The 25,105-nt window shown below is 70.4% G+C and carries 25 protein-coding genes; 16 read left to right on the forward strand and 9 right to left on the reverse strand.

Annotated elements, in window-relative coordinates; all coding sequences use genetic code 11:
- Positions 1 to 71 precede the first annotated feature (71 nt).
- The gene (locus AC1RN0_RS14270) at positions 72 to 797 is read right to left on the reverse strand and encodes a TVP38/TMEM64 family protein (RefSeq protein WP_492788120.1); all 726 of its coding nucleotides are present in this window, start codon (positions 795 to 797) and stop codon (positions 72 to 74) included.
- A 221-nt stretch (positions 798 to 1,018) separates the two neighbouring features.
- Between AC1RN0_RS14270 and AC1RN0_RS14275 the strand changes: the two genes are divergently transcribed.
- The 3 genes from AC1RN0_RS14275 to AC1RN0_RS14285 all read left to right on the forward strand — a co-directional run bounded on the left by AC1RN0_RS14275 (position 1,019) and on the right by AC1RN0_RS14285 (position 3,410).
- Positions 1,019 to 1,663 (forward strand): nucleotide-binding protein, encoded by a 645-nt coding sequence (locus AC1RN0_RS14275; RefSeq protein ID WP_492788121.1) that lies wholly within the window; start codon positions 1,019 to 1,021, stop codon positions 1,661 to 1,663.
- Between the two features lie 99 nt (positions 1,664 to 1,762).
- A complete protein-coding gene (locus tag AC1RN0_RS14280; RefSeq protein ID WP_492788122.1) occupies positions 1,763 to 2,965 on the forward strand; it encodes a pyridoxal phosphate-dependent aminotransferase in 1,203 nt (400 codons plus the stop codon).
- Between the two features lie 4 nt (positions 2,966 to 2,969).
- Positions 2,970 to 3,410 carry a DUF695 domain-containing protein gene (locus AC1RN0_RS14285; RefSeq protein WP_492788123.1) on the forward strand — a complete coding sequence of 147 codons (441 nt, stop codon included), beginning with the start codon at positions 2,970 to 2,972 and terminating at the stop codon, positions 3,408 to 3,410.
- Between the two features lie 54 nt (positions 3,411 to 3,464).
- On the opposite strand, the gene AC1RN0_RS14290 is transcribed toward AC1RN0_RS14285, so the two are convergent.
- Complete coding sequence (locus AC1RN0_RS14290; RefSeq protein WP_492788124.1) at positions 3,465 to 4,244, reverse strand: acid phosphatase; 780 nt, start codon at positions 4,242 to 4,244, stop codon at positions 3,465 to 3,467.
- 130 nt (positions 4,245 to 4,374) lie between these two features.
- The gene (locus tag AC1RN0_RS14295) at positions 4,375 to 7,845 is read right to left on the reverse strand and encodes an autotransporter domain-containing protein (protein ID WP_492788125.1); all 3,471 of its coding nucleotides are present in this window, start codon (positions 7,843 to 7,845) and stop codon (positions 4,375 to 4,377) included.
- Positions 7,846 to 8,257: 412 nt separating this feature from the next.
- Here AC1RN0_RS14295 and AC1RN0_RS14300 point away from each other — a divergent pair, with 412 nt between their 5' ends.
- Positions 8,258 to 9,349, forward strand: coding sequence for an alkene reductase (locus AC1RN0_RS14300; RefSeq protein WP_492788126.1), 1,092 nt, complete (start codon positions 8,258 to 8,260; stop codon positions 9,347 to 9,349).
- Here the strand turns inward: AC1RN0_RS14300 and AC1RN0_RS14305 are convergent.
- From AC1RN0_RS14305 to AC1RN0_RS14320, 4 genes are all read right to left on the reverse strand, one after another.
- Positions 9,346 to 9,846, reverse strand: coding sequence for a hypothetical protein (locus AC1RN0_RS14305; protein ID WP_492788127.1), 501 nt, complete (start codon positions 9,844 to 9,846; stop codon positions 9,346 to 9,348). The two genes, AC1RN0_RS14300 and AC1RN0_RS14305, sit on opposite strands and share 4 nt — an antisense overlap.
- Positions 9,843 to 10,928 carry a serine hydrolase gene (locus tag AC1RN0_RS14310; RefSeq protein WP_492788128.1) on the reverse strand — a complete coding sequence of 362 codons (1,086 nt, stop codon included), beginning with the start codon at positions 10,926 to 10,928 and terminating at the stop codon, positions 9,843 to 9,845. Before AC1RN0_RS14310 ends, AC1RN0_RS14305 begins: the two co-directional genes overlap by 4 nt.
- Before the next feature lie 48 nt (positions 10,929 to 10,976).
- Positions 10,977 to 11,219 carry a DUF3297 family protein gene (locus AC1RN0_RS14315; protein WP_492788129.1) on the reverse strand — a complete coding sequence of 81 codons (243 nt, stop codon included), beginning with the start codon at positions 11,217 to 11,219 and terminating at the stop codon, positions 10,977 to 10,979.
- Positions 11,220 to 11,432: 213 nt separating this feature from the next.
- Positions 11,433 to 11,669, reverse strand: coding sequence for a DUF2171 domain-containing protein (locus AC1RN0_RS14320; protein ID WP_492788130.1), 237 nt, complete (start codon positions 11,667 to 11,669; stop codon positions 11,433 to 11,435).
- Positions 11,670 to 11,794: 125 nt separating this feature from the next.
- Between AC1RN0_RS14320 and AC1RN0_RS14325 the strand changes: the two genes are divergently transcribed.
- The 3 genes from AC1RN0_RS14325 to AC1RN0_RS14335 are packed head-to-tail and all read left to right on the forward strand — an operon-like array spanning position 11,795 to position 13,088.
- Complete coding sequence (locus AC1RN0_RS14325; RefSeq protein WP_492788131.1) at positions 11,795 to 12,673, forward strand: DUF6807 family protein; 879 nt, start codon at positions 11,795 to 11,797, stop codon at positions 12,671 to 12,673.
- Complete coding sequence (locus AC1RN0_RS14330) at positions 12,670 to 12,846, forward strand: DUF4169 family protein (RefSeq protein WP_492788132.1); 177 nt, start codon at positions 12,670 to 12,672, stop codon at positions 12,844 to 12,846. The genes AC1RN0_RS14325 and AC1RN0_RS14330 overlap by 4 nt, the downstream gene beginning before the upstream one ends.
- Positions 12,843 to 13,088, forward strand: coding sequence for a ribbon-helix-helix domain-containing protein (locus AC1RN0_RS14335; protein ID WP_492788133.1), 246 nt, complete (start codon positions 12,843 to 12,845; stop codon positions 13,086 to 13,088). The genes AC1RN0_RS14330 and AC1RN0_RS14335 overlap by 4 nt, the downstream gene beginning before the upstream one ends.
- Before the next feature lie 274 nt (positions 13,089 to 13,362).
- Here the strand turns inward: AC1RN0_RS14335 and AC1RN0_RS14340 are convergent, their stop codons facing one another.
- On the reverse strand, positions 13,363 to 13,548 hold the full coding sequence (locus AC1RN0_RS14340; protein WP_492788134.1) for a hypothetical protein: 186 nt from the start codon (positions 13,546 to 13,548) through the stop codon (positions 13,363 to 13,365).
- Between the two features lie 89 nt (positions 13,549 to 13,637).
- Between AC1RN0_RS14340 and AC1RN0_RS14345 the strand changes: the two genes are divergently transcribed.
- The 5 genes from AC1RN0_RS14345 to AC1RN0_RS14365 all read left to right on the forward strand — a co-directional run bounded on the left by AC1RN0_RS14345 (position 13,638) and on the right by AC1RN0_RS14365 (position 19,247).
- A complete protein-coding gene (locus tag AC1RN0_RS14345; protein ID WP_492788135.1) occupies positions 13,638 to 15,968 on the forward strand; it encodes an ATP-dependent helicase in 2,331 nt (776 codons plus the stop codon).
- 369 nt (positions 15,969 to 16,337) lie between these two features.
- The gene (locus AC1RN0_RS14350) at positions 16,338 to 16,664 is read left to right on the forward strand and encodes a hypothetical protein (RefSeq protein ID WP_492788136.1); all 327 of its coding nucleotides are present in this window, start codon (positions 16,338 to 16,340) and stop codon (positions 16,662 to 16,664) included.
- A gap of 190 nt (positions 16,665 to 16,854) precedes the next feature.
- The gene (locus AC1RN0_RS14355) at positions 16,855 to 17,868 is read left to right on the forward strand and encodes a hypothetical protein (protein ID WP_492788137.1); all 1,014 of its coding nucleotides are present in this window, start codon (positions 16,855 to 16,857) and stop codon (positions 17,866 to 17,868) included.
- Between the two features lie 31 nt (positions 17,869 to 17,899).
- A complete protein-coding gene (locus AC1RN0_RS14360) occupies positions 17,900 to 18,766 on the forward strand; it encodes a 50S ribosomal protein L11 methyltransferase (RefSeq protein WP_492788138.1) in 867 nt (288 codons plus the stop codon).
- A gap of 67 nt (positions 18,767 to 18,833) precedes the next feature.
- A complete protein-coding gene (locus AC1RN0_RS14365) occupies positions 18,834 to 19,247 on the forward strand; it encodes a hypothetical protein (protein ID WP_492788139.1) in 414 nt (137 codons plus the stop codon).
- Positions 19,248 to 19,251: 4 nt separating this feature from the next.
- On the opposite strand, the gene AC1RN0_RS14370 is transcribed toward AC1RN0_RS14365, so the two are convergent.
- Positions 19,252 to 19,755: a carbonic anhydrase gene (locus AC1RN0_RS14370; protein ID WP_492788140.1), complete on the reverse strand. Its 504-nt coding sequence runs from the start codon at positions 19,753 to 19,755 to the stop codon at positions 19,252 to 19,254.
- Positions 19,756 to 19,892: 137 nt separating this feature from the next.
- On the opposite strand from AC1RN0_RS14370, the gene AC1RN0_RS14375 reads away from it, so the two are divergent.
- The 4 genes from AC1RN0_RS14375 (at position 19,893) to AC1RN0_RS14390 (ending at position 25,103) form a co-directional block, all read left to right on the forward strand.
- The gene (locus tag AC1RN0_RS14375; protein WP_492788141.1) at positions 19,893 to 21,704 is read left to right on the forward strand and encodes an aminopeptidase P family protein; all 1,812 of its coding nucleotides are present in this window, start codon (positions 19,893 to 19,895) and stop codon (positions 21,702 to 21,704) included.
- Positions 21,705 to 21,748: 44 nt separating this feature from the next.
- On the forward strand, positions 21,749 to 22,402 hold the full coding sequence (locus AC1RN0_RS14380) for a metal-dependent hydrolase (RefSeq protein WP_492788142.1): 654 nt from the start codon (positions 21,749 to 21,751) through the stop codon (positions 22,400 to 22,402).
- A 62-nt stretch (positions 22,403 to 22,464) separates the two neighbouring features.
- Entirely contained in the window at positions 22,465 to 23,274 is an 810-nt protein-coding gene (locus tag AC1RN0_RS14385) for a TrmB family transcriptional regulator (protein WP_492788143.1), read from the forward strand.
- Positions 23,271 to 25,103: a retropepsin-like aspartic protease gene (locus AC1RN0_RS14390; RefSeq protein ID WP_492788144.1), complete on the forward strand. Its 1,833-nt coding sequence runs from the start codon at positions 23,271 to 23,273 to the stop codon at positions 25,101 to 25,103. The genes AC1RN0_RS14385 and AC1RN0_RS14390 overlap by 4 nt, the downstream gene beginning before the upstream one ends.
- The last annotated feature ends 2 nt before the right edge of the window (positions 25,104 to 25,105 follow it).

A 25,105-nucleotide genomic window follows, 5' to 3' on the forward strand; every position in this document is an offset into this window, starting at 1 on the left:
TTCCTCCCGGGTCGTCTTGTTACCGGCCGTGGTAGCGGATCACGGCCGTAAGATTGACACCCGGGTTACAATCAGCGGCCGGCGTCTTCCCGTTCGGCGTCATCCTCGCGCCGCCGAAGCCACGATCGGGCCACCCAGGCGCCGCCGACCCAGATGACCGCCGCCAGGACGATCAGCACGATGTGCTGCAGCCCGCCGCCGCGCAGCACCTGGACCATCGAGTTGCCGGCGAAGGCGGTCAGGGCGATCTTCGGGATGATGCCGATGGCCGTGCCGCCGAAGAAGTCGCGGAACCGCATCGGGGCCACGCCGGCGGCCATGTTGACGACGATGAACGGCGCCGCCGGCACCAGCCGCACGATCAGGCTGGCCATGAAGCCGTTGCGGCCGATCAGCTTCATGAACCGCGCCACGCCCTCGCTGGCGACGTCGCGGATCAGCCGCCCGCCGAACGCCCGGCCCAGCCAGAAGCCGATGGTCGAGGAGAACAGGGTTCCGATCCAGCTGTAGGCGAGGCCCGTCCAGGGCCCGAAGGCGACGACCGCGGCGGCGATCAGCACGAACTGCGGCACGCCGATGAAGGCCAGCACGGCGAACGCGCTGACGGCCACCGGCAGGGCCCACGGACCGTGCGCGGCGCCGAGCCACTGTTCGACCGTGGTCTCGCTGTTCAGGCCCAGCAACGGCGCGGCGAACAGAAACACCACGCCGACCCCGCCGAACAGCAGGAAGGCCACGACGACGGTCCGCCAGGCCTTGGCGTCCATGTTCATCAGAAACTGGAAGGCGCGCTTCATCGCCAAGGCCTCGCCGATCACACCCCGGGGGTCAAGCACGATCAGGCCGCGGTCGCGCCTCGCGGAGCGTCACCTGAACGACGCAAAAACGCACAAATATGGTCCAGACGGGCCTGGAGCCCAATTCGGGGGGTGTCGTGCATTGACCTTACTCAATGCGGGGGCAATCGGGTTAACAGAACATTGATCGATCGGGGCGATCGGGTGCGATGAAGACGATAGTGGTGACATCCCGCAAGGGCGGCGTGGGCAAGACCACGGTGGCGGTGAACCTGGCCCTCGCGGCCTACGCGTCCGGGGCGCGGGTCCTGCTGGCCGACATCGACCCGCAGCGCTCCGCCACCGACGCCCTGAAGGCGCGGACCCGGCCGGGGCCCTCCGTGGTCGAGACCGCCGCCGGCAAGCTGTTCCAGCTGCACATGGCGGCCAGCCGCGAAGGCGTCGACCTGCTGGTCATCGACACGCCCTCGACGCCGGAGGCCGAGGTGGCCATGGCGATGAACCTCGCCGATCTCTGCGTGCTGGTCAGCCGGCCGAATTTCCTCGACGTCGCCTCCGTCGTCCGCTCGTCGGAGGCCGTGCGTCGGCTCGGCCGCTCCGGCGTGGTGGTGCTCAACCAGGCCCCGCCGAGCCGCAAGGGCGTCGAGCCGCCCGCGGTGCTGCGGGCGATCGAGGCGTTGCGCTTCTGCGGCCTGCCGCTGGCCGGCGTCGGCCTGCGGGCGCGCGCCGTCTACCAGGCGGCCATCGCCCATGGCGTCTCGGCGGGAGAATGGGAGCCCAATTCGACCGCCGCCCGCGAGGTCGCCGGCCTGTGGCGCGATCTGGGACGCCGGCTCGGCGTCGAACGGGCCGTCGAAAGCGCCTGATCCGCCCTTACCGGCCGCCGTTTCGTTGCGCCGCAGCACGCGCGCGTCTATGACCCCGGGCAATCCTGACACTCCGAGTCCGGGGAGCCCCGAAGAACCATGTCGATCGAGTCCCAAGCCCTGCGGCGCATCGCGCCGTCCGCCACCATCGCCATCAGCGCCAAGGCCCGCGCCCTCAAGGCCGCCGGCCGCGACGTGATCGCCCTGTCGGCGGGCGAACCGGACTTCGACACCCCCGACAATATCAAGGACGCGGCCATCGCCGCGATCCGCGCCGGCAAGACCAAGTACACCGACCCCGACGGCATGCCCGAGCTGAAGGCGGCCATCTGCGCCAAGTTCGCCCGCGAGAATGGCCTGACCTACACCCCGGCCCAGGTGCATGTGGCGCCGGGCGGCAAGCCGGTGATCTTCAACGCCCTGATGGCCACGCTGAACCCCGGCGACGAGGTGATCATCCCGGCGCCCTACTGGGTGTCCTATCCGGACATGGTCCTGCTCGCCGGCGGCGAACCGGTGACCGTCGAGACCACGGTCGAAACCAACTTCAAGCTCGATCCGAAGGCCCTGGAAGCGGCCATCACGCCGCGCACCCGCTGGCTGATCCTCAACAGCCCGTCCAACCCGACCGGCGGCGCCTACACCCGCGCCGACCTGCAGGCGATCGCCGATGTGCTGCTGCGCCATCCGCAGGTCTGGGTGCTGACCGACGACATGTACGAGCACCTGGTGTTCGACGACTTTGAATTCACCACCATCGCCCAGATCGAGCCGAAGCTCTACGACCGCACCCTGACGATGAACGGCGTGTCGAAGGCCTACGCCATGACCGGCTGGCGCATTGGCTACGCGGCCGGTCCGGTCGAGCTGATCAAGGCCATGGGCAAGATGATCAGCCAGACCACGTCCAACCCCTCGTCGATCAGCCAGTGGGCGGCGGTCGAGGCGCTGAACGGCCCGCAGGACTTCATCAAGCCGAACGCCCGGCTGTTCCAGACGCGCCGCGACCTGGTCGTGTCGATGCTCAACCAGGCCCAGGGCATCCACTGCCCGACCCCGGAAGGCGCCTTCTACGTCTATCCGTCGGTGGCCGGCCTGATCGGCAAGACCGCGCCGAGCGGCAAGGTCATCGAGTCCGACGAGGACTTCGCCACAGAGCTGCTGGAGAGCGAGGGCGTGGCCGTGGTGCACGGCGCGGCCTTCGGCCTGTCGCCCTATTTCCGCATCAGCTACGCGACCAGCGAGGACATCCTCGAGGACGCCTGCGGCCGGATCCAGCGCTTCTGCGGCAACGTGAAGTAGGACCATGGCGGTCGGCCCCTTCGACGATGACCTCTGGACCGTCGGCGAGGCCGAGGCGGAAGACGGCGTCTCGATGATCGTCCGGTTCCGCTCGCACCTGCCCGCCCCGGCCGCCCGGGCGGACTGGCCCCATCTCGTCCAGATCGGCTGGTCCTGCGAGACGGCCAACGAAGACGGCATGCCGGACGATGTCGAGAGCGGCCTGCAGGACGCGTTCGAGGACGCCCTGCTGGCGAGCGTCGACGCGCGGGGCGACGGCGTCCAGGTCGCCAGCCTCACCGGCGGCGGTGTGCGGGAGTGGCGCTACTACACCCGCGATCCGGAGGCCTTCTTCCGAACGCTGAACGAGGCCCTCGGCAGCCATCCCGAATACCCGCTCGACTTCGGCGTGTTCGAGGACCCCGAGTGGGAAGGGCTGGCAGAACTCCTGCCGCCCCGGAACTGAGCGCAGCCCGCATTGCGGCCGGGGACATATACCGTCGGCACATGTCCCCAAATCCTACCAGGCCGGTGTTTCCAGCGCGGCGGCCTGGGCCTCGCAGCCGGTCGGCGCGGGGCCGGCGGCCACGGCGGCGGCCAGTTCAGCCTTCGCGGCCTCGAGGTCGGCGCGGAATTCGGGCGAGCCGTGCTCGGCGGCGACGACCGCCGCGCCGATGATCTGGCCGGCGTCGACGGAGCTGGCGTTGTGCACGCCGCAGATGGCGCGCCCCGTGCCCACGGCCCTGGCGCGTTTGAGGATCGCCACCGACCGGCCGGGCAGCATCTCGGCGAACACCAGGCCCGCGGCCCAGCCCCAGGCGGCGTGGCCGGACGGATAGTCCCAGTTGTCCTCGGTTTCCGGCAGGGCGCCGCAGGTCTCGCCCGGATCGACCTTGTAGGGCCGCGGCCGCAGGTAGGCCTTCTTGGGTCCGTAGACCGCCCGCGTCACGTCCGGGGCCATGTGGAGGATCAGCTTCGTCGTCGCCGGCATGGTCGCCAGGTTGATCTGCACGCCGATGGCGCAGCTCATGTTGTTGACGATCATCCGCTCATTGAAGTCGGCGACCGCCATGTCCCAGCGCGGCGAGCCCTTCATGGCGCGGGTGGCGCGGAAAATGGCGCGGTCCGCCTCCGCCTCGACCGAGCCGGGCGCGGGCGGCGCGCCGATCAGGCCGGTGGTGTTCAGCCCGGTCTGGCCGAGGTAGCCGACCCGGGGAATGTCCTGGGCGACGGCCAGCCCGCCGATCGCTGCGGCCACGACGGCGACCGCCGTCAGACCCAAAGCCAGGCGTTTGCCCATCGCACCGTTCCCCCGTCGTTTCTGATTCCCGACAGGCTACAGGCCTGCCGTCGCGGAATGGACAGAGGGTCGGCGACTTAAAACAGGATGCCGGGGCGACGACTGACGCCGCCGCCCCGGCAAGGATGTCCTACCAGCGGTAGCGGCCGCCGAGGGTGACGGCCGTTTCCGACCAGGCGTCGTTCCAGCGGTAGTTCACATTGACGAAGGCGGAGACGCGTTCGTCCTTGCTGAACACGTCCAGACCACCGCCGACTTCACCGAACACGCCCTCGAACTGGTCGGTGACCAGGATGTCGGGGCCGCCGTTGACCAGCGTCGTCTGGCCGTCGCCGTCGAACTCGTCCCAGACACGGGCGATCGCCGTCGTCTTGACCTTGAACATGTCGTACTCGGCGACATGGCCGATCCGCGCGCCGAGGTTGGCCCGCAGACTGGTCGTGTCGTCAAAGGCGACGACGCCGCCCGGCACGGTCAGGTCGTCGATCGAGGTCCGGACGTAGGCGACGCCGGCCAGGGGCTCGATGAAGCTGCGCTCGCCGAGCGCGATGCGCCAGCCGCCCTCGATCTGGCCGCCGACGGACGAAACGCCGCCGTTGGCCCGGGTCGTCGTGCCCGGCGCGCCGGGGACGCTCGGCATGGAGTAGATCATGTCGAGGTCGAGCGCCGTGACGCTGGCGTCGAGGAACAGGCCGCCGCTGACGTAAGAGCCGTACAGGCCGTACAGGTTGCCCTGCAGGCTGGCCTGGGTGTTCGAACCGGCGAAATTCACGTCGGTGTCGAGGTAGCCGACGTCGGCGCCGAGGACCCAGGCCGACGTGTCGCCACCGCCGCGGACCAGATCAATGCCGCCGACGACGGCGACCGTGCTCTGCTCATAGCCGGTGTCGAACACGAACGGGCCGCCCGGCCCGGCATAGGTCTGGGCGAGTTCCCGCTCGGCCTGGCTGCCGACGATCTTCATCCAGATGCCGGCGCCGGACTGGCCGCGCCCTTCGAGGCCGTCGCGCAGGTCGGCCTGACGGTCGAACCACACGCCGTTGGCGGTGTACCAGGCGCTGGTGGCGGCCTGGCTGACGCCGACGAACTCGAACACTTCACTGTCGGGCGCGCTGACCAGGGCGACCTGCGTCGTGCCGACCGGGGTCAGGTGATAGAAGAACAGGCCCGTATCCAGGGCGCCGGCGCCGTTGCGCAGGGTGTAGCCCGAGGAAGTCGGGTCCAGCGAGAAGGACCCGGCCGCGATCGAGCCGCCCGAGGCGTCGACCAGCACGATGCCGGTCGGGTTGAAGGCGCCCGGCAGGGTGTTGGTGTTGTTCACCCGCAGCAGCGTGCCGCCGGAGACAGCGCCGCCAGGAAGGCTGACGCAGTCGGCCACGGTCGCGGCGGAGCAGTTGGTCTGGCTGGCGGCGCCAAGGAAGGCGTCGAGCGCGATGACCGAGCTGCCCGAACCGACGAACGTCGTGCCGCCGCCGGTTCCGCTGATCACCAGACGGTCGTTGGTCTGGCCGTCGGTGGTCGTTCCGTTGAGGCTGCCCAGCAGGATCAGGCCGCTGTTGTTGAAGCGCTCGAGGCCCGTGATCGTCAGGGTCGAGGCGCCGGTCGTCTCGCCGACGACGATGCGGCCGGCGTTGGTCAGCACGTCGCGGGGCGCGACGCCGGTGTCGGGTCCGAAGCTGAAGGTCGTCGCGCCGCTCGTGGCGATCAGACCCGTCGCGCTGTTGTTCAGCAGGTCGTTGCCGCCGCTGAAGGTGGTCAGGCCGGTGGTGTGCCAGCCGGCCGCGCCGCTGTTGTTGACCGTCACGCTGGAGCCCGCGCCGAGGCCGGAGAAGTCCATCCGGCCATCAATGCGGCCGGCGTTGTTGACCGTCACGCTGCCGTCCTGGGCCCGGATGGCGAGGTCGCCGGCCGCGCCGGCGATGGTGGCGTTGGTCGACCGGATCGTGCCGTTGTTGTTGATCGTGACGCGCTGGCCGACGGGGCTCGCGACATCGACGACGGCGGTCGTCGCCGACGTCCCCAGACCCCGCACGACGCCGCCGGCGTTGACCGTGACGACGCCGCCGTTGACGCCGCTGGCCTGGATGCCGTTCGCGCCGCCCGTCAGCGCGCCGCCGGCGACGACGGTGAAGGCGCCGTTGCTGACGATGTTCATGCCGTCCGCGCCGGCCGTGACCGTGCCGGTGGTGGTGACCGCGGTGGCGCCCGTACCGTTGTTGACGACCGTGACGCCGTTGCCGGTGGCGAAGATCGCGTTGGCCGTGATCGCGATCCGGCCGGCGCTCGTCGGCTGGGCGATCGCGGCGGAGATGCCGTCGCCGCCGACCGGGGTCCCGCTGACGCCGACCGAGCCGTTGCTGGTGATGGTGATGTTGCCGTCGTTGACGCCGTCAACGCCGCCGTCGCCCACGCCCAGCGACAGGGTGCGGATGCCGCCGGCGCCGCCGGTGACGACCTGGCCGGCCGCCGTGGTGACCGCCACCGAGCCGCGCGCGGTGTAGGCGTCAATGGCGAAGCCGTTGCTGGAGGTGATCGCGCCGGTCGTGCTGACCGTCGTGTTGCCCGACTGGAGCGGCGTACCGAAGATGAAGACCGGCAGGGTCGAGGCGACAATGGCGTCGCCATTGGCGGTCACGCTGCCCGCGGTCACGGTCACGCCGTCGCCGCCGAAGGCGGTGATGCCCTGGCTGCCGGCCCCGGTCGCGCTGACCGAGGTGCTGGTCACGTCGGCCGAGCCGCTGTGGTTGGGGTTGACGGTGATGCCGGTCGCGTTGGCGCCGGTGGTGATCACCGAGCCGCTGACAACACGGGCGAGACCGGTGCTGCTCGACGCCTGGATGCCGGTGGCGTTGTCGCCCGTGGTCGTGACGCGCGTGCTGCGGACCGTCGTCGCGCCGAACGTGCTGGCGGCGGTGATGCCGGCCGCGTTCGCGCCGTCGGTGCTCAGGGTGTTCGACGTGACGCTGACGACGCCGTTGTCGCTGGTGGCGTTGATGCCGCCGGCGGCCACGCCGCGCGTGCTGACGAAGTCGGACACGACGGTCACGTCGCCCGTATTGGTCGTCGCGTTGATCCCGGTGGCGCCGTCGCCGAGCGTGGTGATCGAGGACGTCGTCAGAGCGATGTCGCCGTCGGCCGAGGTGGCGAACACGCCGACCGCGTTGCCGCCGGAGGTCGTGACGGTGTCGATGTCCGCGGTGATGTCGCCGGCGTTGGTGGCGAGCAGCACGCCAAAGGCCCCGGTGTCGCTCGTGTTGATGGTCACGCCGGTGGGCGCGTCAACCGTGATGGTCTCGGTCGGGCCGGCCTGGATCACGAACAGGCCGATGCCGAACGATCCGCTGGTGTCGACGGCCACGCCGTCCTGCATCTGGATCGTGAAGTCGGTGGCCGGGACGTAGAAAATGCCGTTGGCGTACGGATTGCCGGCGGGCGTGCAGACCACGGACGGGCCGACGCCGCATTCGTCGGCGGCGAGCGCCGTCGCGGGCGTCAGGGCCAGGCCGCCGATGGCGAGCAGGGCCGCGCCGGCCGTCGAGGCCATCAGCGACGACGTCGCCATCCATACGGTGCGGCGAGCCAGGAATTTCGAATTGAGCAATATACGCCCTCCATGCAGCAAAACGCGCGCCCGGGGCGCGCGATGCAAGACTACTTCACGGGGGACCCCGCGATTGTTAGCTGAACGTCGCAATATTATTGTTGTTCCGTCGGTGGCGACAAATTGTCAGAAACAATAGAAGCTGAAATATAGTCTACATCTGCGCCACCGGATTGCGGCGAATTTGAAGTCTTCATCAGGAATCGGCGGAACTTCCCGTTGCCGGAAGCGGCCGGTCTTCGAGTGTTCGCAGGCAGTCGCCGGCGGGTGGGCTGATGTCGCGCCCGCCGCGCGGCGGTCTGGCCTTGCCGAGCCTTCCCGGACGCGCGGCGCGACCCGGCAGATTCCCGCTTGCGCCTGTCGCGACGGAACGCGGCAGGGTCGCCGCCAAGCCTTCGCCCGGAGCCGCGCCATGACCACGACCGACCTGTTCGATCCCTGTGAATTCAACGGCCTGCGGCTGCAGAACCGCATCGCCCTGTCACCGCTGACGCGCACCCGGGCGGACATGGCCGGCAAGGTCGGGCCGCTGCAGGCCGAATACTACGCCCAGCGCGCCTCGGCCGGCCTGCTGATCACCGAGGCCACGGCCGTGACCCCGGGCGGCCGCGGCGGCGCCTACTGCCCCGGCCTGTGGGACGATGACCAGATCACCGGCTGGAAGCTGGTGACGGACGCGGTGCACGCCAGGGGCGGGCTGATCTTCAGCCAGCTGTGGCACGCCGGCCGGCTGAGCCACTCGACCCTGTCGAACGGCGCCGGCGCGCCGGTGGCCCCCAGCCCGATGAGGCAGCCGGGCCAGATGTTCGTCGAGACGGGCTTCGCCGACTACGAGGAAGCCCGCGCGCTCGACATCGCCGAACTGCCGGGCCTCGTCGACAGCTACCGTCAGGCCGCCGTGCGGGCGAAAGCCGCCGGCTTCGACGGCGTCGAGCTGCACGCCGCCCACAGCTACCTGATCGACGCCTTCCTGCGTGACATGACCAACCACCGGACCGACGCCTACGGCGGTTCGATCGAGAACCGCGCGCGGCTGCTCGTCGAGGTGCTCAAGGCCCTGGTCGACGTCTGGGGCCCCGAGCGGGTCGCGATCCGCCTCGCCCCCATCGGCCACGCCTACAACGCCTGGGACAGCGACCCCGAGCCGCTGTTCACCCATGTCGTCGAGCAGCTGAACGCGCTGAACATCGGCTGGCTCGACCTGGTCGAGGGCGACACCGGCATATCCCGCGACTGCGAGCCGTCGTTCGACCTGCAGAAGCTCCGCCGCCTGTTCAGGGGCGTGACCATCGCCAACAACCTCTATGACCGCGAGCTGGCGCTGAAGGCGCGGGCGGAGAACACCGCCGACATGGTCGCCTTCGGCCGGGCCTTCATCGGCAATCCGGATCTTGTCGAGCGGCTGCGCGTCAACGCCCCGCTGACCGACGCCCCGCGCCAGAGCTACTACGGCGGCGGCGCGCGGGGCTACACCGACTTCCCGACCCTGGCCGAGGCCGGCTAGGGCCGCGCCCGGCGGATAAGGGTCGGCAGGTCGCCGCAGCGGCGGATCACCGGCGCCATGGCCCAGCGGACGCCGAGCGAGCTGACGCTGAACCGGAACGCGCCGCTGGAGACGACGATCGGGCCCTTCGCCTCGTAGAGGGCCTGTATCGCCTGCAGCACAGCGCGGTCATCGCCCCGGCCGGTCCGCTGCACCACCCCGCGATAGGGCAGCCGGACCCCGTCGAGCCGCAGGGCGACCGGGCGTCGCCCCTCGATCACCGTCAGCAGGCCGCGCCCGGGCCTGAGGCCGGCCATCGGCCCGTCGATGACCAGCACATAGGTCGGCCGGGGACCGCCCAGACAGGTGACGCTGAGACTTGAGCCGTGATCGTCGCCGATGGCGGCGACGGGGTCGCGGCCGGCCGTCTGGCTGATCCAGACCCAGCCGCGGGCGTCGGCCGTGGTCGCGCCCGCCAGGAGGGCGAGACCGGTCAGACCCGCCAGGACCCGCCTCATGGCGCGGCCTGCGGCGGCGGCGGCGAGGGGTGGCGGGCGATCACCGCCCGGGCCACGGCCCGCATCAGTTCCTGCCGCGCCTCGAACGGTTCACGGGTCTGGCCGATCATCACCGCCACCGCATAGACCCGCCCGTCCGGCGCGGTCAGCAGGCCGACGTCGTTCTGGCCCGTGGCCAGTGATCCCATGACCTGGCCGGTGCCGGTCTTGTGCTGAAGGGTCCAGCCCGGGGCCAGGCCGCCCTTCAGCCGCCCCGCGCCGGTCTCGGTGCCGGCCATCAGGCGCAGCAGGTAGGCGGTCGACTCCGGCGACAGCAACTCGCCGCGCTGCAGCCGGCCGAGGGTGTCGACGATGTCCAGCGGGCTGGCGGCGTCCGGCGGGTTGGCGAGATAGGCCTCCAGCGCCGCGCGGCGTTGCGCCGCCGGCAGCTTGTCGCGGTCTTCCCAGAAGGTCCGGCCGAAGCTGTATTCCGGTTTCCAGGTCAGGCCGGCGGCGCGCGTCTGCATCTCCTTCTCGCCGGGCCCGAAGCGAATCTCGCCGAGCGACTTGCTGACGATGGCCACCTGCACGGCCCACGGTCCGCCGACCTTGCGGATCAGGGCGTCGTTGGCGGCGTTGTCGCTTTGCTGGATCTCGGCGGCGAGCAGCTGGGCGATGCTGGCGCGGTAGCCGCCCGGCCCGACCTTGTCGCGCAACGGCTGGTGGAAGACGCTGAGGTCCTCCCGGTGAATCACCACCGTGTCGTCGAGCCTGAAGTCGCCGCGGTCGATGGCGTTCAGCACGGTGATCGCCACCCACAGCTTGCTGACGCTCTGCTGCGGCAGATGGGCCCGCCCGTTGAAGTCGACCGACCAGCCGTCGGCGACGTCGAGCACCGCGATGCCGGCCTGGCCGTCGAAGGCATGGCCCAGTTCATCAATGTCGGCGCGCAACAGCTGCTGCTGGGTCGGCGGCGCCAGCGGTTGCGGCGCGGACAGAAGGTCGGCGCGTTGGACCCACGGCGGCGAGGGCACGGCCGATAGCGCGGTCAGCACGACGCCGCCGATCAGAAGTCCGCCCAGAAGTGACCTGCCCCGCGCCATGGCCGCATTTGACCACCGTCAGCGGCCCGCGGCCACCGGTCTAAAGCGTCAGGCGATATCGCGGAAATAGGGCTCGACGGTTCCCTGCAGCTTCACGGTCATCGGATTGCCGTGGCGGTCGAGGGTCTTGCCGACCGTCAGCCGCACCCAGCCCTCGCTGACGCAGTACTCGTCGACGTTGGTCTTTTCCTCGCCCTTGAAGCGGATGCCCACGCCCCGCTCGAGAATCGCCGCGTCGTAGAAGGGGCTCTTCGGGTTGGTGGCGAGGCGGTCGGGAGGGGTGTCGCTCATGTCGGTCGGCTTTCAACGCGTGAAGGCGCGGTTGATAGCCATCCTCGCGGCGGATTCCAACGAAAACCCCTCGTCCCGAGGGACATCCCCTCCCCGCTCGCCCCGGCGAAGGCCGGGGCCCAGATCACAGGAGTCCGGTCTGTGGGCGCCTGCCCGAGACCGGAACTGCATCCGGATCCCGGCCTTCGCCGGGATGAGCGGATCGGGAACGGGCTAGTGCTTCTCGCGCCAGGCGGCCTTGGCGGCGTCGGCGGTCACGTTCAGGTGGACCTTTTCGTCATCGACGAAATCGACCCAGGACGTGGGGATCAGGTGGTGCTTGAAGCCCGCGCCGAGGTCGAACTTGGCCAGTTCGATGTCGGTCCCCATCACCTTGTCGACCTTGCCGACGTGCTTGTCGTCCGAGCCGACCACTTCGAGATGTTCGCGAATGAGAGAGGCGTCGATCATGGTATTGTCTCCGGTCATCAAAGGGGCGCCCCGCCTTGGCCAACTAACGGGTACAGCCCGCAGGCGGTTGCGCGTCGACCGTCGTTCTTGTTCAGTCCCGTCTCCGGTTTGCTGAAGGTTTCTGCATGAAGGCCCTCCTCGTCGCGGCGCTGCTCGCCCTGGTTCCCGCCGCCGCCCTCGCCCGCCCGGGCCTGGACGCCAGCATCGGCCCCGATGGCGTGACCATCACCGACAGCGACCAGCCGGTGCTGTTCTACCGCACCAAGCCGTCCGACCCTGCGGTCGAGCCCGGCCGGCTGAACTACATCCACCCGCTCTACGCCCCGGACGGCACGATCCTGACCGAGGACCGGCCGGCGGTCCTGCCCGAGCAGCGCGGGGTGTTCTGGGCCTGGCGGCAGGTGCGGCTCGGCGACGAGACGGTCGCCGACGGCTGGGCCATGAAGGGCCTGACCTTCTTCGTGAAGCAGACCAACTTCGGCGGCGAATCCAACGGCGCGGGCGTGCTGACCCTGCAGGTCGACTGGATCGTCAACAGCCGGCCCGAGCTGCTGTTCGTCGCCCGCGAGGTGACCAGGGTGCGCATCCAGCCGCTCAAGGACGGCGCCCGGCGCATCGACATCGAGACCACCCTCACCCCGCTGGTCGACGGCCTGTCGCTCGGCGGCAGCGACGACGCCAAGGGCTATGGCGGGTTCGCCGTGCGGCTGGTGGCGCCCGACAGGCTGGTGTTCGGCTCGGCCGGCAAGGCGGTCACGCCCCAGGCGACGCCGGTCACGGCCGGCCCCGCCATGGGCTTCTCCTGGCCGGGACAGCCGGGCCTGTCAAAGTGGGCCGTCGGCATGGCCTGCAAGGTCGACGGCCGGCCGATAAGCCTGTGGATCCTGCGCCGCGAGCCGTCGATGCAGAACTGCGTCTGGCCGGGCCGCGCGCCGGTGGCCCTGACCCGGGGAAAGCCGCTGCGCCTGCAGTCGACCCTGATCGTCCGCCCGGCCGGCCAATGACCGAGCCCGTCAACCTGAACCGCTTCCGCAAGGCCAAGGCGAAGTCCGAGGCCAAGGCCACGGCGGCCGAAAACCGCGTGCGCTTCGGTCGCTCCAAGGCCGAACAGACCCGTGTCCAGGCCGAGCGCGAGAAGGCCGAACGCGACCTCGACGGCAGCAAGCGCGATACGTGACCGGCCTCCTGAAGAAGCGCTCGGTCAACCTGCACGGACACGCCACCTCGCTGGCGCTGGAGCCGGAGTTCTGGGCTGTGCTGGATGCGGCGGCGGCGGCGGACGGCGTCAGCCTGTCCGGCCTGATCGCGCGCATCGACGACGGGCGCGGCGAACGCCCGCTGGCGAGCGCCTGCCGGGTGTTCGCGCTGGAAAGTGCGTCGTTGCTCCCCGCTCGCGGGGAGCTGTCAGGCGGAGCCTGACTGAGGGGCAGAGCCGAAGCATCCGGAAAGAAATGAAGTCGGCTGCCGGCCGACGGCGTGCTTCAGAAATGTCCGATGACGGCGCCGCCGCCCCCTCCACCACGCTGCGTGTGGTCCCCCTCTCCTCTGCGAGGGGAGGAGTGATCAGGACCAAGCAAAGACGGGAGCCAGGCGCTGCGGCAAGACCGGCCGGAACGACTGTCGACCGGTCATCCCGGCTCCCGCCTTCAGAGGATTAACGCCGGACCGTCGCCGATCCGTCGCTTTGGTCTCGCTACGGCTTGGGCAGCGGGGCGTCGGGCAGCTGCGGGGCCTCGATCTTGACGTCGACGGACTTCGCCGGAACGGGCGACTGGCCCGAATAGATCATGAAGGCGACGATCGCGACGACCACCACGAGACCGCCGACGATGAAGGCCAGCACGGGCACGCCGCCGCTGGAGGAGGATTGATCGGCCATTGGAGTTTCCTTCCGGATTGGATGTGATCCGGATAACGGCGCCCGATCGCTGCCGGTTCCGCTTAAGCCCGGCGCATCGTGTGCTACATATGTTCCAAATGTCCGACTCTCCCCTGCCCCAGACCCGTATCAGCGACCTCGCCCGCGTCGACGCCGCGCCCGGCTATCTCGACGGCCTGAACCCCGAACAGCGGGCGGCCGTGGAGGCCGTCGACGGGCCCGTACTCGTGCTGGCCGGCGCCGGCACGGGCAAGACGCGCGTACTGACCACCCGCCTGGCGCACATCCTCGCCAGCGGCCGGGCCCGGCCGTGGGAGCTGCTGGCGGTCACCTTCACCAACAAGGCCGCGCGCGAGATGCGCGAGCGGATCACCCACATCATCGGCCCGCAGGCCGAGGGCCTGCGCTGGCTGGGCACCTTCCACTCGGTGGCGGCCCAGATCCTGCGCCGCCACGCCGAGCTGGTCGGCCTCAAGTCGAGCTACACCATCCTCGACGACGACGACCAGGAACGGCTGATCAAGCAGATCCTCCAGGCCGAGAACATCGACGCCAAGCGCTGGACGCCCAAGACGCTGTCGGGCCTGATCGATCACTGGAAGAACCGCGGCTGGACGCCGGACCGGCTGCCGCCCTCGGAAGGCGCGGTGTTCGCCAACAACCGCGGCCAGCAGCTGTACCGGATGTACCAGGAGCGGCTGCGGGTGCTGAACGCCTGCGACTTCGGCGACCTGTTGCTGCACAACCTGACGATATTCCAGCAATACCCTGACGTTCTTGCGGAATATCACGACCGCTTCCGCTACATTCTCGTCGACGAATATCAGGACACCAACGTCGCCCAGTACCTCTGGCTGCGGCTGCTGGCGCAGAAGCGGCAGAACGTCTGCTGCGTCGGCGACGACGACCAGTCGATCTACGGCTGGCGCGGGGCGGAGGTGGACAACATCCTGCGCTTCGAGCGGGACTTCCCGGGCGCGGCGGTGATCCGACTGGAGCGCAACTACCGCTCCACCAGTCATATCCTCGCCGCCGCCAGCGGCCTGATCGCGGTCAACAAGGGCCGGCTCGGCAAGACCCTGTGGACCGAGCAGGACGGCGGCGAAAAGGTCCGCGTGCGCGGCGTCTGGGACGGCGAGGCCGAAAGCCGGCTCGTCGCCGAGGAGATCGAGCGCTGGAAGAAGAGCGGCCGCAAGTACCGCGACGCCGCCATCCTCGTGCGCGCCAGCTTCCAGATGCGGGCGTTCGAAGAGCGCTTCGTCATGCTGCAGATTCCCTACACGGTGGTCGGCGGGCCGCGCTTCTTCGAGCGGGCCGAGATCCGCGACGCCCACGCCTACCTGCGGCTGGTCCAGTCGCCGGACGACGATCTGGCCTTCGAGCGGATCATCAACGTGCCGAAGCGCGGCATCGGCGACACCACGGTGCAGAAGATCCTGCAGATCGCCCGCGGCGGCGGCGTCTCGGCCGTGACGGCGGCGCGCGGCATCGTCCAGACCGACGAGCTGGCGGCCCGCACCCGCACGGCCCTGGCCAACTTCATCCGCGACCTCGACCGCTGGAGTCACCAGTCGGCGACGGGTGTGCACCACGACCGCCTGACCGAGGTGATCCTCGAGGAGAGCGGCTACACCGACGCCCTGCGCCTCGACAAGGGACCGACCAGCCAGACCCGGCTGGAGAACCTCAAGGAACTGGTCCAGGCCATGGCCGCCTTCGATACCCTGGGCGACTACCTGGAGCACGTCTCGCTGGTCATGGACCTCGACCGCGGCCGGGGCGACGACGCGGTGCAGATCATGACGCTGCACGCGGCCAAGGGGCTGGAGTTCCCACTGGTCTTCCTGCCGGGCTGGGAGGAAGGCGTCTTCCCCAGCCAGCGCAGCATGGACGAGAAGGGCGAGAAGGGCCTCGAGGAGGAACGCCGCCTGGCCTATGTCGGCGTCACCCGCGCCCGCGAGGAGGCGCGCATCAGCTTCGTCGCCAACCGCATGGTCTACGGGCGCTGGACCAGCCAGCTGCCCAGCCGCTTCGTCGACGAACTGCCGCTGGCCAACGTCGAGGCCAGCAGCGAGACCGGCTACTACGGCGGCGGCCCGGGCATGGCCCAGCCGACCTCCAGCCGCTGGGACGACGACCGCACGTTCGGCGCCGGCTACTCCTCGCCCGGCTGGAAGCGCGCCCAGGAGCGCGGCTACCACGGCGGCCCGGCCGGCCGCACCCAGGTGCTGGAAGGCGAAGGCAAGCTGGTCGCCGTCTCGGAAAGCTACGCCGCCAGCGACTTCAAGCGCGGCGACCGCGTGTTCCACATCAAGTTCGGCTACGGCAAGGTCGCCGCCGTCGAGGGCAACAAGCTGACCGTCGACTTCGACAAGGCCGGGACCAAGAAGGTGCTCGACGGGTTCGTCGAGAAGGGGTGAGGACTTCCGGGACCGATAATCCCGGGACAAGGCGGGACAGTCACGAGACACCCGCCCCAAATCGTCGCCCGCCGAGCCCACGCCGTGTCAGGCGGCCGTAGAATGGCTGGATGAAGGCGTACGAAGATCAGGGGACTGGACCAGCTGTCGCTTGGGACGGCTTGTCCCGTCCCCTGATGGCGCCGGACAGGACAGGTTATCCAGCCCCAAGGGACAGGATAACCTGTCCCCGCGCTCCCCGCGCTCCTCCCTGGAGGCCACCTTCTGCCGCAAGGGCGGAAGCAGGCGCTCGCCGGGACACCCGGGACACCGCCGCGCAACCATCCGCCGTTTGCCGCGCTCTGCCTGCGCAAAGCGATGGAGACCGCGATGATCCTCATGCCCCTGATGCTGGCCGGTTCGATGGCCTTCGGCCACGGCGCGGCCGTGGACCAGCGCCCCTACGCCGCCAGCCGGGCCAACGCCATCATCGAGGCCGCCGCAGGCCAGGGCGCGACCGCCGCGGCGCCGGAGGCGACGCCCGTGCGCTACCCCAGCGCCGATGGCGATATTCTGGCCGGCCTCGGCCAGCCGATGTCCATCACCCCGATGCCCCCGGGCAGACCCGGCACGACGGTGCTCCCGCCGAAGTCCAGGCCGTCGACCGACACACGCGACGTCGACGGCACGGGTCTGCTGGGTGGCCCGCGGCAGTAGGCTCATTCCGACGTCATGGTGAGCAGCGCCGAAGGCGCGTGTCGAACCACGCAGGCTGTCCGTGCGTCCTTCGACACGCCGCTTCGCGGCTGCTCAGGATGACGTGGAGGGTTTGCCGACGCGACATCCCCCAATCTGGCAAATCCCTTGCTGCGCAGGCTCCGACCTGCGCCGCATTGGGACATTGGGCATGACCAACCGCATTCTTCCGCCGCTTTCGACCGACCAGAAGAAGATCGTCCGCAAGGAGATCCTGCGCTTCAACCACCGGCTGGAGCAGACCGGCCTGTTCACCGACGCGGCTCTGGCGACCCTGCTCGACGAGCATCCGCGCGACGAGGTGACCATCTGCACCATGCGGCCCAACCCGCCGGCCGACGAAACCTGGATCGCCGGAGAGGCCAACGGCCTGTCGGGCGAGGAGTTGGTGACGGCCGCCCGCACCGGCACCCTGTGGGTCTCGCCGCGCAGCGCGATGACGAAGAACCCGCGCTACAAGGTGGTGTTCGACCAGCTGATGGGCGAATTCTCGAAGGAAACCGGCCTGCCGCACCTGTCCGCCGACGCGGCGGTGCTGATCTCCAGCGCCAACATGGGCATCTTCTTCCACGTCGATCCGGCCGAGACGATGCTGTGGCATATCCGCGGGCACAAGACGATCCACGTCTATCCGCCGCGCGAAGAGATCGTCACCGAGGCCGCGCTGGAAGCCATCCTGCTCAAGGAAAATCTGTCCGACCTGCCGTGGAGCGCCGCGTTCGAGGACCACGGCCTGCCGGTGCCGCTGAAGCCCGGCCAGGCCGCCTTCTGGCCGCAGCACTCGCCGCACCGCGTGGTCAACGGCGACGATCTGAATGTGTCGATCTCGGTCGAGTTTTCCTCGCCCCAGTCGGTGCTGACCAACAGCGTGTTCTACACGCACGGCCGGATGCGCCGGGCGTTCGGCTGGGCCCCGAAGTCGCGCGGCGTGATGCAGGCCCTGGCCCCGGCCAGCCTGCTGGTCGCCAAGGCGCTGAAAACCTGGGCCCCGCCGGCGCACAACGTCGAGCGCGCGCACGTGCGCCGCTTCGACGTCGACCTGTCGGCCCCGGGCTGCGTGCGCTGGCGCGAGGGCATGGCGCCGGACTGGGCGCAGCCCGCCAAACCGGCCAAGGCCGCGCGCAAGTCGACCCGCCGCCGCACGGAAGACCGCAAGGCCGCGTGACGTCGCGCGTCCCTGAGGCTAAGGGGACGCCATGACCGAACAAGCCCTCCAGATCATCGCCCGCGGCCCGCGCGCCCTGGCTGAAGCCGCCGCCGAAGCGCTCGACGCCAATCCCATGCTGGAGGGCGCGACCTACTCGATCCTCGAAGAGGACGAGGACAGGGGCATCTGGCGCATCGACGCCTTCCCGACCTCCACCGAGGAGGCCGAAGGCATCGAGGCCAGCCTGATCGCTTCGGGCGGCCTGACGGTCGTCGTCGAGGCCCTGGCCGACGCCGACTGGCTGGCCATGGCGCTGTCCGGCCTGCCGCCGGTGCGCGAGGGCCGGTTCTTCGTCTACGGCGTCCATGACACGGGCCGCGCCCCGGTCAACGCGGTCAAGCTGCGGATCGAGGCCGGCGCGGCCTTCGGCACGGGCCACCACGGCACCACGGCCGGCTGCCTGAAGGCCTACGACGACCTGCTCAAGTCCCGCCGCTTCGGCCGCGTGCTCGACGTGGGCTGCGGCACCGGCGTGCTGGCCATCGCCGCCGCCCGCACCGGCTCGAAAAAAGCCGTCGGCACCGACATCGACGGTCCGAGCGTGCGTATCGCCAACGAGAACGCCGTCGAGAACGCCGCGAAGGCCCGCTTCGTGCACGCCTCGGGCCTGAACCACCGGCTGGTGCGCCAGGACGCGCCCTACGACCTGGTGTTCGCCAACATCCTCGCCCCGCCGCTGGTCGCCCTGGCCCAGGACATCAAGGGCGCGCTGAAGCCGGGCGGCATGGCCATTCTGTCCGGCCTGCTGCGGACCCAGGAGCGCCGGGTGAAGGCGGCCTATCTGTCCAAGGGCTTCCGCGTGGTGCGCCGCATCCATCGCGACGCGTGGGCCACGCTGGTCCTGCAGCGGGGCTGAGCCGGAACCGCAGTTACCGCGCGGCGTTGTCTGCCCGTCGGGGGCTCATCCCCGTGGAGGGCTGCCCATGACCTACACCGATCCCCAAACGCCGCCGCCCGTCGACAACCGTTCGGCCGGGCCCCGCGGCACGAACACCACGCCCTGGGTCGTCGCGGCGCTCGTCGCCGTGGTGGCGATCATCGCCGTCGCCTTCATGGTCACCAACCAGACCGCGCCCGAGCAGGACGAGACCGCCGTCACCCAGGCGCGTGACCTTGGTCGCGCCGAAGGCGCCCTCGCCGGCGCCCAGTCCACGCTCGATGTCGCTCGTGACGCCGCCAGTGAAGCCGCCGCCCGCACCTCGGCCGACGCCGCCAACGCCGCGGCCGAAGCCCGCGCCGCCGCTGATCGCGCGGCCCAGAGCGCCAGCGACGCGGCGACCAACGCCAGCGACCGCAGCAGGGAACCGGCCCCGACGACTGAACCGCCGCAGCAGTAGGCGGTCAGACGATCTGCATGACCGCGCCGTCCAGCGCCATGAGGCCGATCTCGACCTCCATGTGCGGATGTTTGGCGAGGATGGCCGAGCGCAGGGCGTAGAGCTGCTTCACGTGGCTCTTCAGCTCTGTCTCGGGGTCCTTCACCGAGGCCTCGCCAAGGATCATGCGGTAGGCGCCGCAGTCGCGATGGTCGAGCACCATCACGCGATGGACCTCGTGCAGCTCGATCGCCAGATCGAGGTGCTGCCAGAACACCTCGGTCCAGGCGGGAAAGCGATCGTTGAGCGCCCCCAGCGACGCGCCGGCCAGGACGACATGGTCGTATTTGTCCCGCAGGCCGCGGGCGTCCATGTAGGCCTCGATCTCGTTGGCCAGCCTGAAGTCCATGCAGGTCAGCAGGAGCATTTCCGTATGGCCGCCCGCCCTGGCCACGCCCGGCGGCAGCATGGAGAGCAGGCTGACGCCGGCGCCGAGCGCGACGGCCTGGAGCGCGCGACGGCGTGACATGGGAACGGGCTGGGAGGCGGTGCAACAGGTCATGGGCGCTCGACGAACGTGGGTTGATGGCGGAACCGTGGAGCGCGCCGGTTAGCAATCTGTTTCGCGCTGTGGCGCGACCGCCGCCGGATGAATAGGTTAGCGCCATGCGCCAGACCTTCGATGAATCGACCGACCCGACCTTCGGCCCGCGTCACGTGCCGCTGATCCGCGCCGCGATGCAGGCCCAGGGCCTCGACGGCTTCCTCATCCCGCATGAGGACGAACACCAGAACGAATACCTGCCCGAGGCCAATGACCGGCTCGCCTGGGCCACCGGTTTCACCGGCTCCGCCGGGGCGGCGGTGATTTTCAGGGAGCGGGCGGCCGTGTTCGTCGATGGCCGCTACACCCTGCAGGTCCGCGAACAGGTCGACTCGTCCGTGTTCGAGATCCGCGACCTCGTCGACGGCGGCGTGCCCGCCTATCTCGAGACGGCCGGCAAGGGCGCCGTGGTCGGCTACGATCCCCGCCTTCACAGCCCCGCCGCCCTGGCCGGCCTGCGCGCCGCCGCCGAGAAGGCCGGCGCCTCGCTGAAGCCGGTCGATCCCAACCCGCTCGACGCCGCCTGGGGCCAGAGCCGCCCGGCCCAGCCCACGGCCCCGGTCGTGCCCCAGCCGCTGGAATTCGCCGGCGAAGAATCCGCGGCCAAGCGCGGCCGCATCGGCGAGGCGCTGGCCCGGGATGGCGCCGACGCCGCGGTGATCACCGCCCCCGCCTCGATCGCCTGGCTGTTCAACATCCGCGGCGGCGACGTGATCCGCTCGCCGCTGCCCATCGGCCAGGCGATCCTGCGTTCGGATGGCGCGGCCCGGCTGTTCCTCGACCCCGCCAAGGTGACGCCCGACCTGCCGGCCTGGCTCGGCAACCAGGTGACGCTGGAGGCGCCCGAGGCCCTCGCCGCCGCGCTGTCGGAGCTGAAGGGCAAGACTGTGCTGGTCGACCCGGCGCAGTCCTCGGCCTGGTATTTCGACACCCTCGCCGCCGAGGGGGCGACGGTGCTGCGGGGCATGGACCCCTGCACCCTGCCCCGCGCCTGCAAGAACGCCGTCGAGCTGGCCGGCACGGCCCGCGCCCACATCCGCGACGGCGCGGCGCTGACCAACTTCCTCCACTGGATCGCCACCGAGGGGCAGATCAACCCGCCCGACGAGAAGGAGGCCGTGGCCAGGCTGGAAGCCTTCCGCGAGGCGACCGGCGCGCTCAAGGACCTGTCGTTCGACACCATCGGCGCGGCCAACGGCCACGGCGCCCTGCCCCACTACCGCCCGACCGAGCGCAGCAACGAGCGCTGCGCCGAAGGCTCCCTGCTGCTGGTCGACAGCGGCGGCCAGTACCTCGACGGCACGACGGACGTGACCCGGACCATGGCCATCGGCGCGCCCTCGGCCGAGATGAAGCACCGCTTCACTCTGGTGCTGAAGGGCCACCTGCATCTGGCCCGCGTGCGCTTCCCGGTCGGCACGACCGGCTCGGCGCTCGACGTACTGGCCCGCGCGCCGCTGTGGAACGCCGGCCTCGACTACGACCACGGCACCGGGCACGGCGTCGGCGTCTACCTCGGCGTCCACGAGGGCCCGCAGCGCATCGCCAAGGCCCCCAACAGCGTCGCCCTGCGCCCGGGCATGATCCTCAGCAACGAGCCGGGCTACTACAAGCCGGGCGAATACGGCATCCGCATCGAGAACCTGCAGTACGTCACCGAGGCCGTCGACGTGCCGGGCGGCGAGCGGCCGATGCTGGCGTTCGAGAACCTGACCTGGGCTCCGATCGACCGGGCCTGCATCGACGTCGACCTGCTGACCGACGAGGAGACCGCCCAGCTGGACGGCTATCACGCCCGGGTGCTGGAGCTGATCGGGCCGCTGGTCAGCGACGAGGTTCGCGCCTGGCTGGAAACCGCGTGCGCGCCGCTCTGAACGGGTCCACCCTCCTTCCCTGACCAACTCGGGGGAGGACCGTCATGTTTGTCGGACACTACGCCGCCGCGCTCGCCGGCAAGGCCATCGCGCCGAAAGCGCCGCTGTGGGCCTACGTCGGGGCCGCGCAGCTGATCGACATCGGCTGGAGCAGCCTGGTCATGGCCGGGGTGGAAACGGTCCGCTTCGACCCGGACCTGCCCGGCAGCCCGCTCATCCTCGACCACATGCCCTGGACCCACAGCCTGCCGGCCGCGATCGTCTGGTCGCTGGCGGGCCTGCTGCTGGCGCGGTGGCTGCTCAAGCTGCCCTGGGGAACGGCCCTGGCCGTGGGGCTGGTCGTGTTCTCGCACTGGGCCGCCGACTGGCTGGTGCACCGGCCGGATCTCGAGGTCTGGCCCGGCGGCCAGAAGGTTGGGCTGGGCCTGTGGAACCTGCCCGGCGCGGAGAAGACACTGGAGATGGGCCTGATCGCCCTGACCGGCGGCTGCTGGCTGTGGAACCGCGGTCGCTTCGGACGGACGGCCTGGCCGGCGCTGCTGTTCCTGCTCTACCTCGTGACGCTGCAGATGATCGGCGAGCTGTCCGCCCCGACCGGCGACGCCTTCGCTTTCGCGCGGCTGGGCCTGTCGGTCTACCTCGTCACGATCGCCGTCGCCTGGCTCGCGGACCGGGGCCAGCACCGGGACGAAGCCTGACCTGACGCGGATTACAAAGGTTTCACTCGACCTTCCGCGCCGGCCCGAAAATAGTAGTAGTCATGACAACTACTATTGCCGAAGACAGCCTGCGCGACCTCGGGTTCAGCGCCATCGAGGCGCGGGTCTATTGCGAACTGGTCCGCGCCGGACCGGCCACCGGCTATCGTCTGGCCAGGGCCGTCGGCAAGGCGCCCGCAAACACCTACCAGGCCCTGGAGTCCCTGCTGTCGAAAGGCGCGGTGATCGTCGATGACAGCGAGGCCCGGACCTGGCGCGCGGCGGCGCCCGGCGAACTGCTGGCCGGACTGAAGGCGACCTTCGACCGGCGCGGCGCGGCCGCCCTGGCGGCGCTCAGCACCATCGACATGGCGACGCCGGATGACCGGCTCTACGCGCTCAAGAGCCGCGACCAGGTCCTGGCCAAGGCCCGGGCGATGATCGCGGGCGCTTCTTCCGTGGTCCTGTTCGACCTGTTTCCCGAGCCGTTCGAAGCCCTCCGTCAGGACCTTGAGACGGCCGCGGCCGCCGGCATCGTCGTGGCGGGCCTGGTCTATGGGCCGACCGAGACGACCGTGAGGGTGGCGATCACCGGTTCGGCCCCCGAAGCCGCCGGGCGCTGGCCGGGCCAGCAGATGACGCTCGCCGCCGACGCGCGCGAACACCTCGTCGCCCTGCTGGCCCACGAGGGCGATCAGGTTCTGCGCGGGCTTTGGAGCGACAGCGCCTATCTGGCCTGCCTGCAACACAGCGCCCTGTCGTCGGAAATCCGCCTCTCCGCCCTCCCGCCCGGCGACGATCCGTTCGCCGACGTCGCCCTGCTGACCCTGCGCCCGCCCGGCCTCACCCACCTCCTCGGAGACCGTTCATGACCCGCACCTCCGCCCTGCTGGCCTGCGCCGCCGGCCTCGCCCTGATCGCCGGACAGGCCGCCGCGGCCGATCCCGCCGCGATCCTCGTCGACCGCTATGTCGCCTGGCGCGGCGGCCCCGCCTTTGAGCGCGCGACCGGGGTCCACGCCACCGGGACGGCCACCGACGGCCGCTTCGGCGGCTCCGTCGAGCGCTGGATCACGGCCGGCCACGGCCGCGACCGCTTCGCCTTCGGCGCCCTGACCTCCGATTCCGCCTACGGGCCCGACGGCGCCTGGACGGTGACCCTCAGCGGCCAGATCGAGGCGCCCTCGCCGGCCGAGGCCGACGCCGCGCGACGCCGCGACCTGCTCACGTTCGACGACGCCCTGCGCGGCGCGGCCGGCGCAACGGTCACCCTGGCCACGCCGGAGACCCTGGACGGCGCGCCCGTCTCGGTTCTGCACGTCACCTTCGGCGGCCCGGACGCCTACGACCTGCTGATCGACCCGTCGACCGGGGCCCTGAAGGCCGAGCGGCGGCTGGAGGACGGGCGCAGGACGCTGGTCCGGTACGACGACTGGCGCACCGTCGAGGGCGTGCGCATGCCCTTCGTCGAACGGCTGCAGGAGGAGGGCGACCCGATCGAACGTCGCCTGACCTTCACGGCCATGGACATCGACCCCGCCGTCGGGCCGGCCGTCTGGACCCCGCCCGCGCCGCGGCAGGTGGCGCGGTTCGCGCCCGGCGTCCAGGCCACGGCGCCGCTGCCGTTCGAGTTCTTCCTCGGCTCGCGCATCTACATTCCGGCCACCGTGGCCGGCCAGGAGACGCACGTGCTGCTCGACAGCGGCGCGGAGACCACCGTGCTCGACAGCCGCTTCGCCGACGCCGCCTGGATCAAGGTGTCCGGCGTGGTCACCGCCGTCGGTACGGGCGGTCGCCAGGAGGCGCAGCTGGCCTCCGGCGTAACCATCCGCATCGGCGATGTCGAACTGAAGGACCTGACCGTCGCCCTGGTCGACCTGTCGAGCATCGAACAGGCGATCGGCCGGCCGATCCCGGTGATCCTCGGCAAGGAGGTGCTGAACGCCCTGACGGTCGAACTCGACTTCCAGGGCAAGACCATCGCCTTCGCCGACCCGGCCCGATTCACGCCGCCGGCCGGCGCGGTGGAGGTGCCGGTGACCTCGGCCAACGGCATCCGCTCCGTGCCCGTGTCGATCGAGGGCGGTCCGCCGGTGCAGGTCGACTTCGACCTCGGCAACGGCTCGGCGTTCCTCGCCTATTCGGCCTGGTGGAAGCCGGCCGGAACGCTGTCCGACGGCCGGCCGGTGTCAAAGACGCTTTCCGGCGCCATCGGCGGCATCAAGACCCGCAGCATCGCCAGCTTGCGGTCGGTGACCTTCGCCGGCGTGACCTTCCATGACGTGCCGACCGTGTTCTTCGACGACGACGGCCAGAGCGCGGAGAGCAACCGAACCCTGGGCAACGTCGGCATGCCGATCCTCAGCCGCTTCCGGCTGACGACCGACTACGCCCACAACCGCCTGTTCCTGACTCCGCTGCCTGACGCCGCCGCCCGGCCCTTCTCGAAGGATCGTTCGGGCGTGCTCGCCCGTCCGGCCCGCGACGGCAAGGCGGAGATCCTGCTGATCGCACCGGGCTCCCCGGCCGAGGCCGCGGGCCTGAAGGCCGGCCAGATCCTGACGGCGGTCAACGGCCTGGCGCTGACCGGCGACAACGCCGCGGCGATCCAGGCGCTCCGCACCCTGCCCGTCGGGTCGAGCGTCAGTTTCACCCTGTCGACCGGCGAGACGCGGACGGTGGTGCTGAAGGACTACTTCTAGGC

The organism is Caulobacter sp. GW821-FHT12F03 (assembly GCF_058806855.1).

Bases quoted from the DNA above. Each gene is read 5' to 3' on its own strand.
- AC1RN0_RS14345 (WP_492788135.1), top strand. From the start codon at position 13,638: ATGTTCCAAATGTCCGACTCTCCCCTGCCCCAGACCCGTATCAGCGAC.
- AC1RN0_RS14370 (WP_492788140.1), bottom strand. From the start codon at position 19,755: ATGTCACGCCGTCGCGCGCTCCAGGCCGTCGCGCTCGGCGCCGGCGTC.
- AC1RN0_RS14290 (WP_492788124.1), bottom strand. From the start codon at position 4,244: ATGGGCAAACGCCTGGCTTTGGGTCTGACGGCGGTCGCCGTCGTGGCC.
- AC1RN0_RS14285 (WP_492788123.1), top strand. From the start codon at position 2,970: ATGGCGGTCGGCCCCTTCGACGATGACCTCTGGACCGTCGGCGAGGCC.
- AC1RN0_RS14355 (WP_492788137.1), top strand. From the start codon at position 16,855: ATGACCAACCGCATTCTTCCGCCGCTTTCGACCGACCAGAAGAAGATC.
- AC1RN0_RS14340 (WP_492788134.1), bottom strand. From the start codon at position 13,548: ATGGCCGATCAATCCTCCTCCAGCGGCGGCGTGCCCGTGCTGGCCTTC.
- AC1RN0_RS14350 (WP_492788136.1), top strand. From the start codon at position 16,338: ATGATCCTCATGCCCCTGATGCTGGCCGGTTCGATGGCCTTCGGCCAC.
- AC1RN0_RS14390 (WP_492788144.1), top strand. From the start codon at position 23,271: ATGACCCGCACCTCCGCCCTGCTGGCCTGCGCCGCCGGCCTCGCCCTG.
- AC1RN0_RS14365 (WP_492788139.1), top strand. From the start codon at position 18,834: ATGACCTACACCGATCCCCAAACGCCGCCGCCCGTCGACAACCGTTCG.
- AC1RN0_RS14270 (WP_492788120.1), bottom strand. From the start codon at position 797: ATGAAGCGCGCCTTCCAGTTTCTGATGAACATGGACGCCAAGGCCTGG.
- AC1RN0_RS14325 (WP_492788131.1), top strand. From the start codon at position 11,795: ATGAAGGCCCTCCTCGTCGCGGCGCTGCTCGCCCTGGTTCCCGCCGCC.
- AC1RN0_RS14320 (WP_492788130.1), bottom strand. From the start codon at position 11,669: ATGATCGACGCCTCTCTCATTCGCGAACATCTCGAAGTGGTCGGCTCG.
- AC1RN0_RS14280 (WP_492788122.1), top strand. From the start codon at position 1,763: ATGTCGATCGAGTCCCAAGCCCTGCGGCGCATCGCGCCGTCCGCCACC.
- AC1RN0_RS14310 (WP_492788128.1), bottom strand. From the start codon at position 10,928: ATGGCGCGGGGCAGGTCACTTCTGGGCGGACTTCTGATCGGCGGCGTC.
- AC1RN0_RS14300 (WP_492788126.1), top strand. From the start codon at position 8,258: ATGACCACGACCGACCTGTTCGATCCCTGTGAATTCAACGGCCTGCGG.
- AC1RN0_RS14305 (WP_492788127.1), bottom strand. From the start codon at position 9,846: ATGAGGCGGGTCCTGGCGGGTCTGACCGGTCTCGCCCTCCTGGCGGGC.
- AC1RN0_RS14380 (WP_492788142.1), top strand. From the start codon at position 21,749: ATGTTTGTCGGACACTACGCCGCCGCGCTCGCCGGCAAGGCCATCGCG.
- AC1RN0_RS14360 (WP_492788138.1), top strand. From the start codon at position 17,900: ATGACCGAACAAGCCCTCCAGATCATCGCCCGCGGCCCGCGCGCCCTG.
- AC1RN0_RS14385 (WP_492788143.1), top strand. From the start codon at position 22,465: ATGACAACTACTATTGCCGAAGACAGCCTGCGCGACCTCGGGTTCAGC.
- AC1RN0_RS14315 (WP_492788129.1), bottom strand. From the start codon at position 11,219: ATGAGCGACACCCCTCCCGACCGCCTCGCCACCAACCCGAAGAGCCCC.
- AC1RN0_RS14330 (WP_492788132.1), top strand. From the start codon at position 12,670: ATGACCGAGCCCGTCAACCTGAACCGCTTCCGCAAGGCCAAGGCGAAG.
- AC1RN0_RS14375 (WP_492788141.1), top strand. From the start codon at position 19,893: ATGCGCCAGACCTTCGATGAATCGACCGACCCGACCTTCGGCCCGCGT.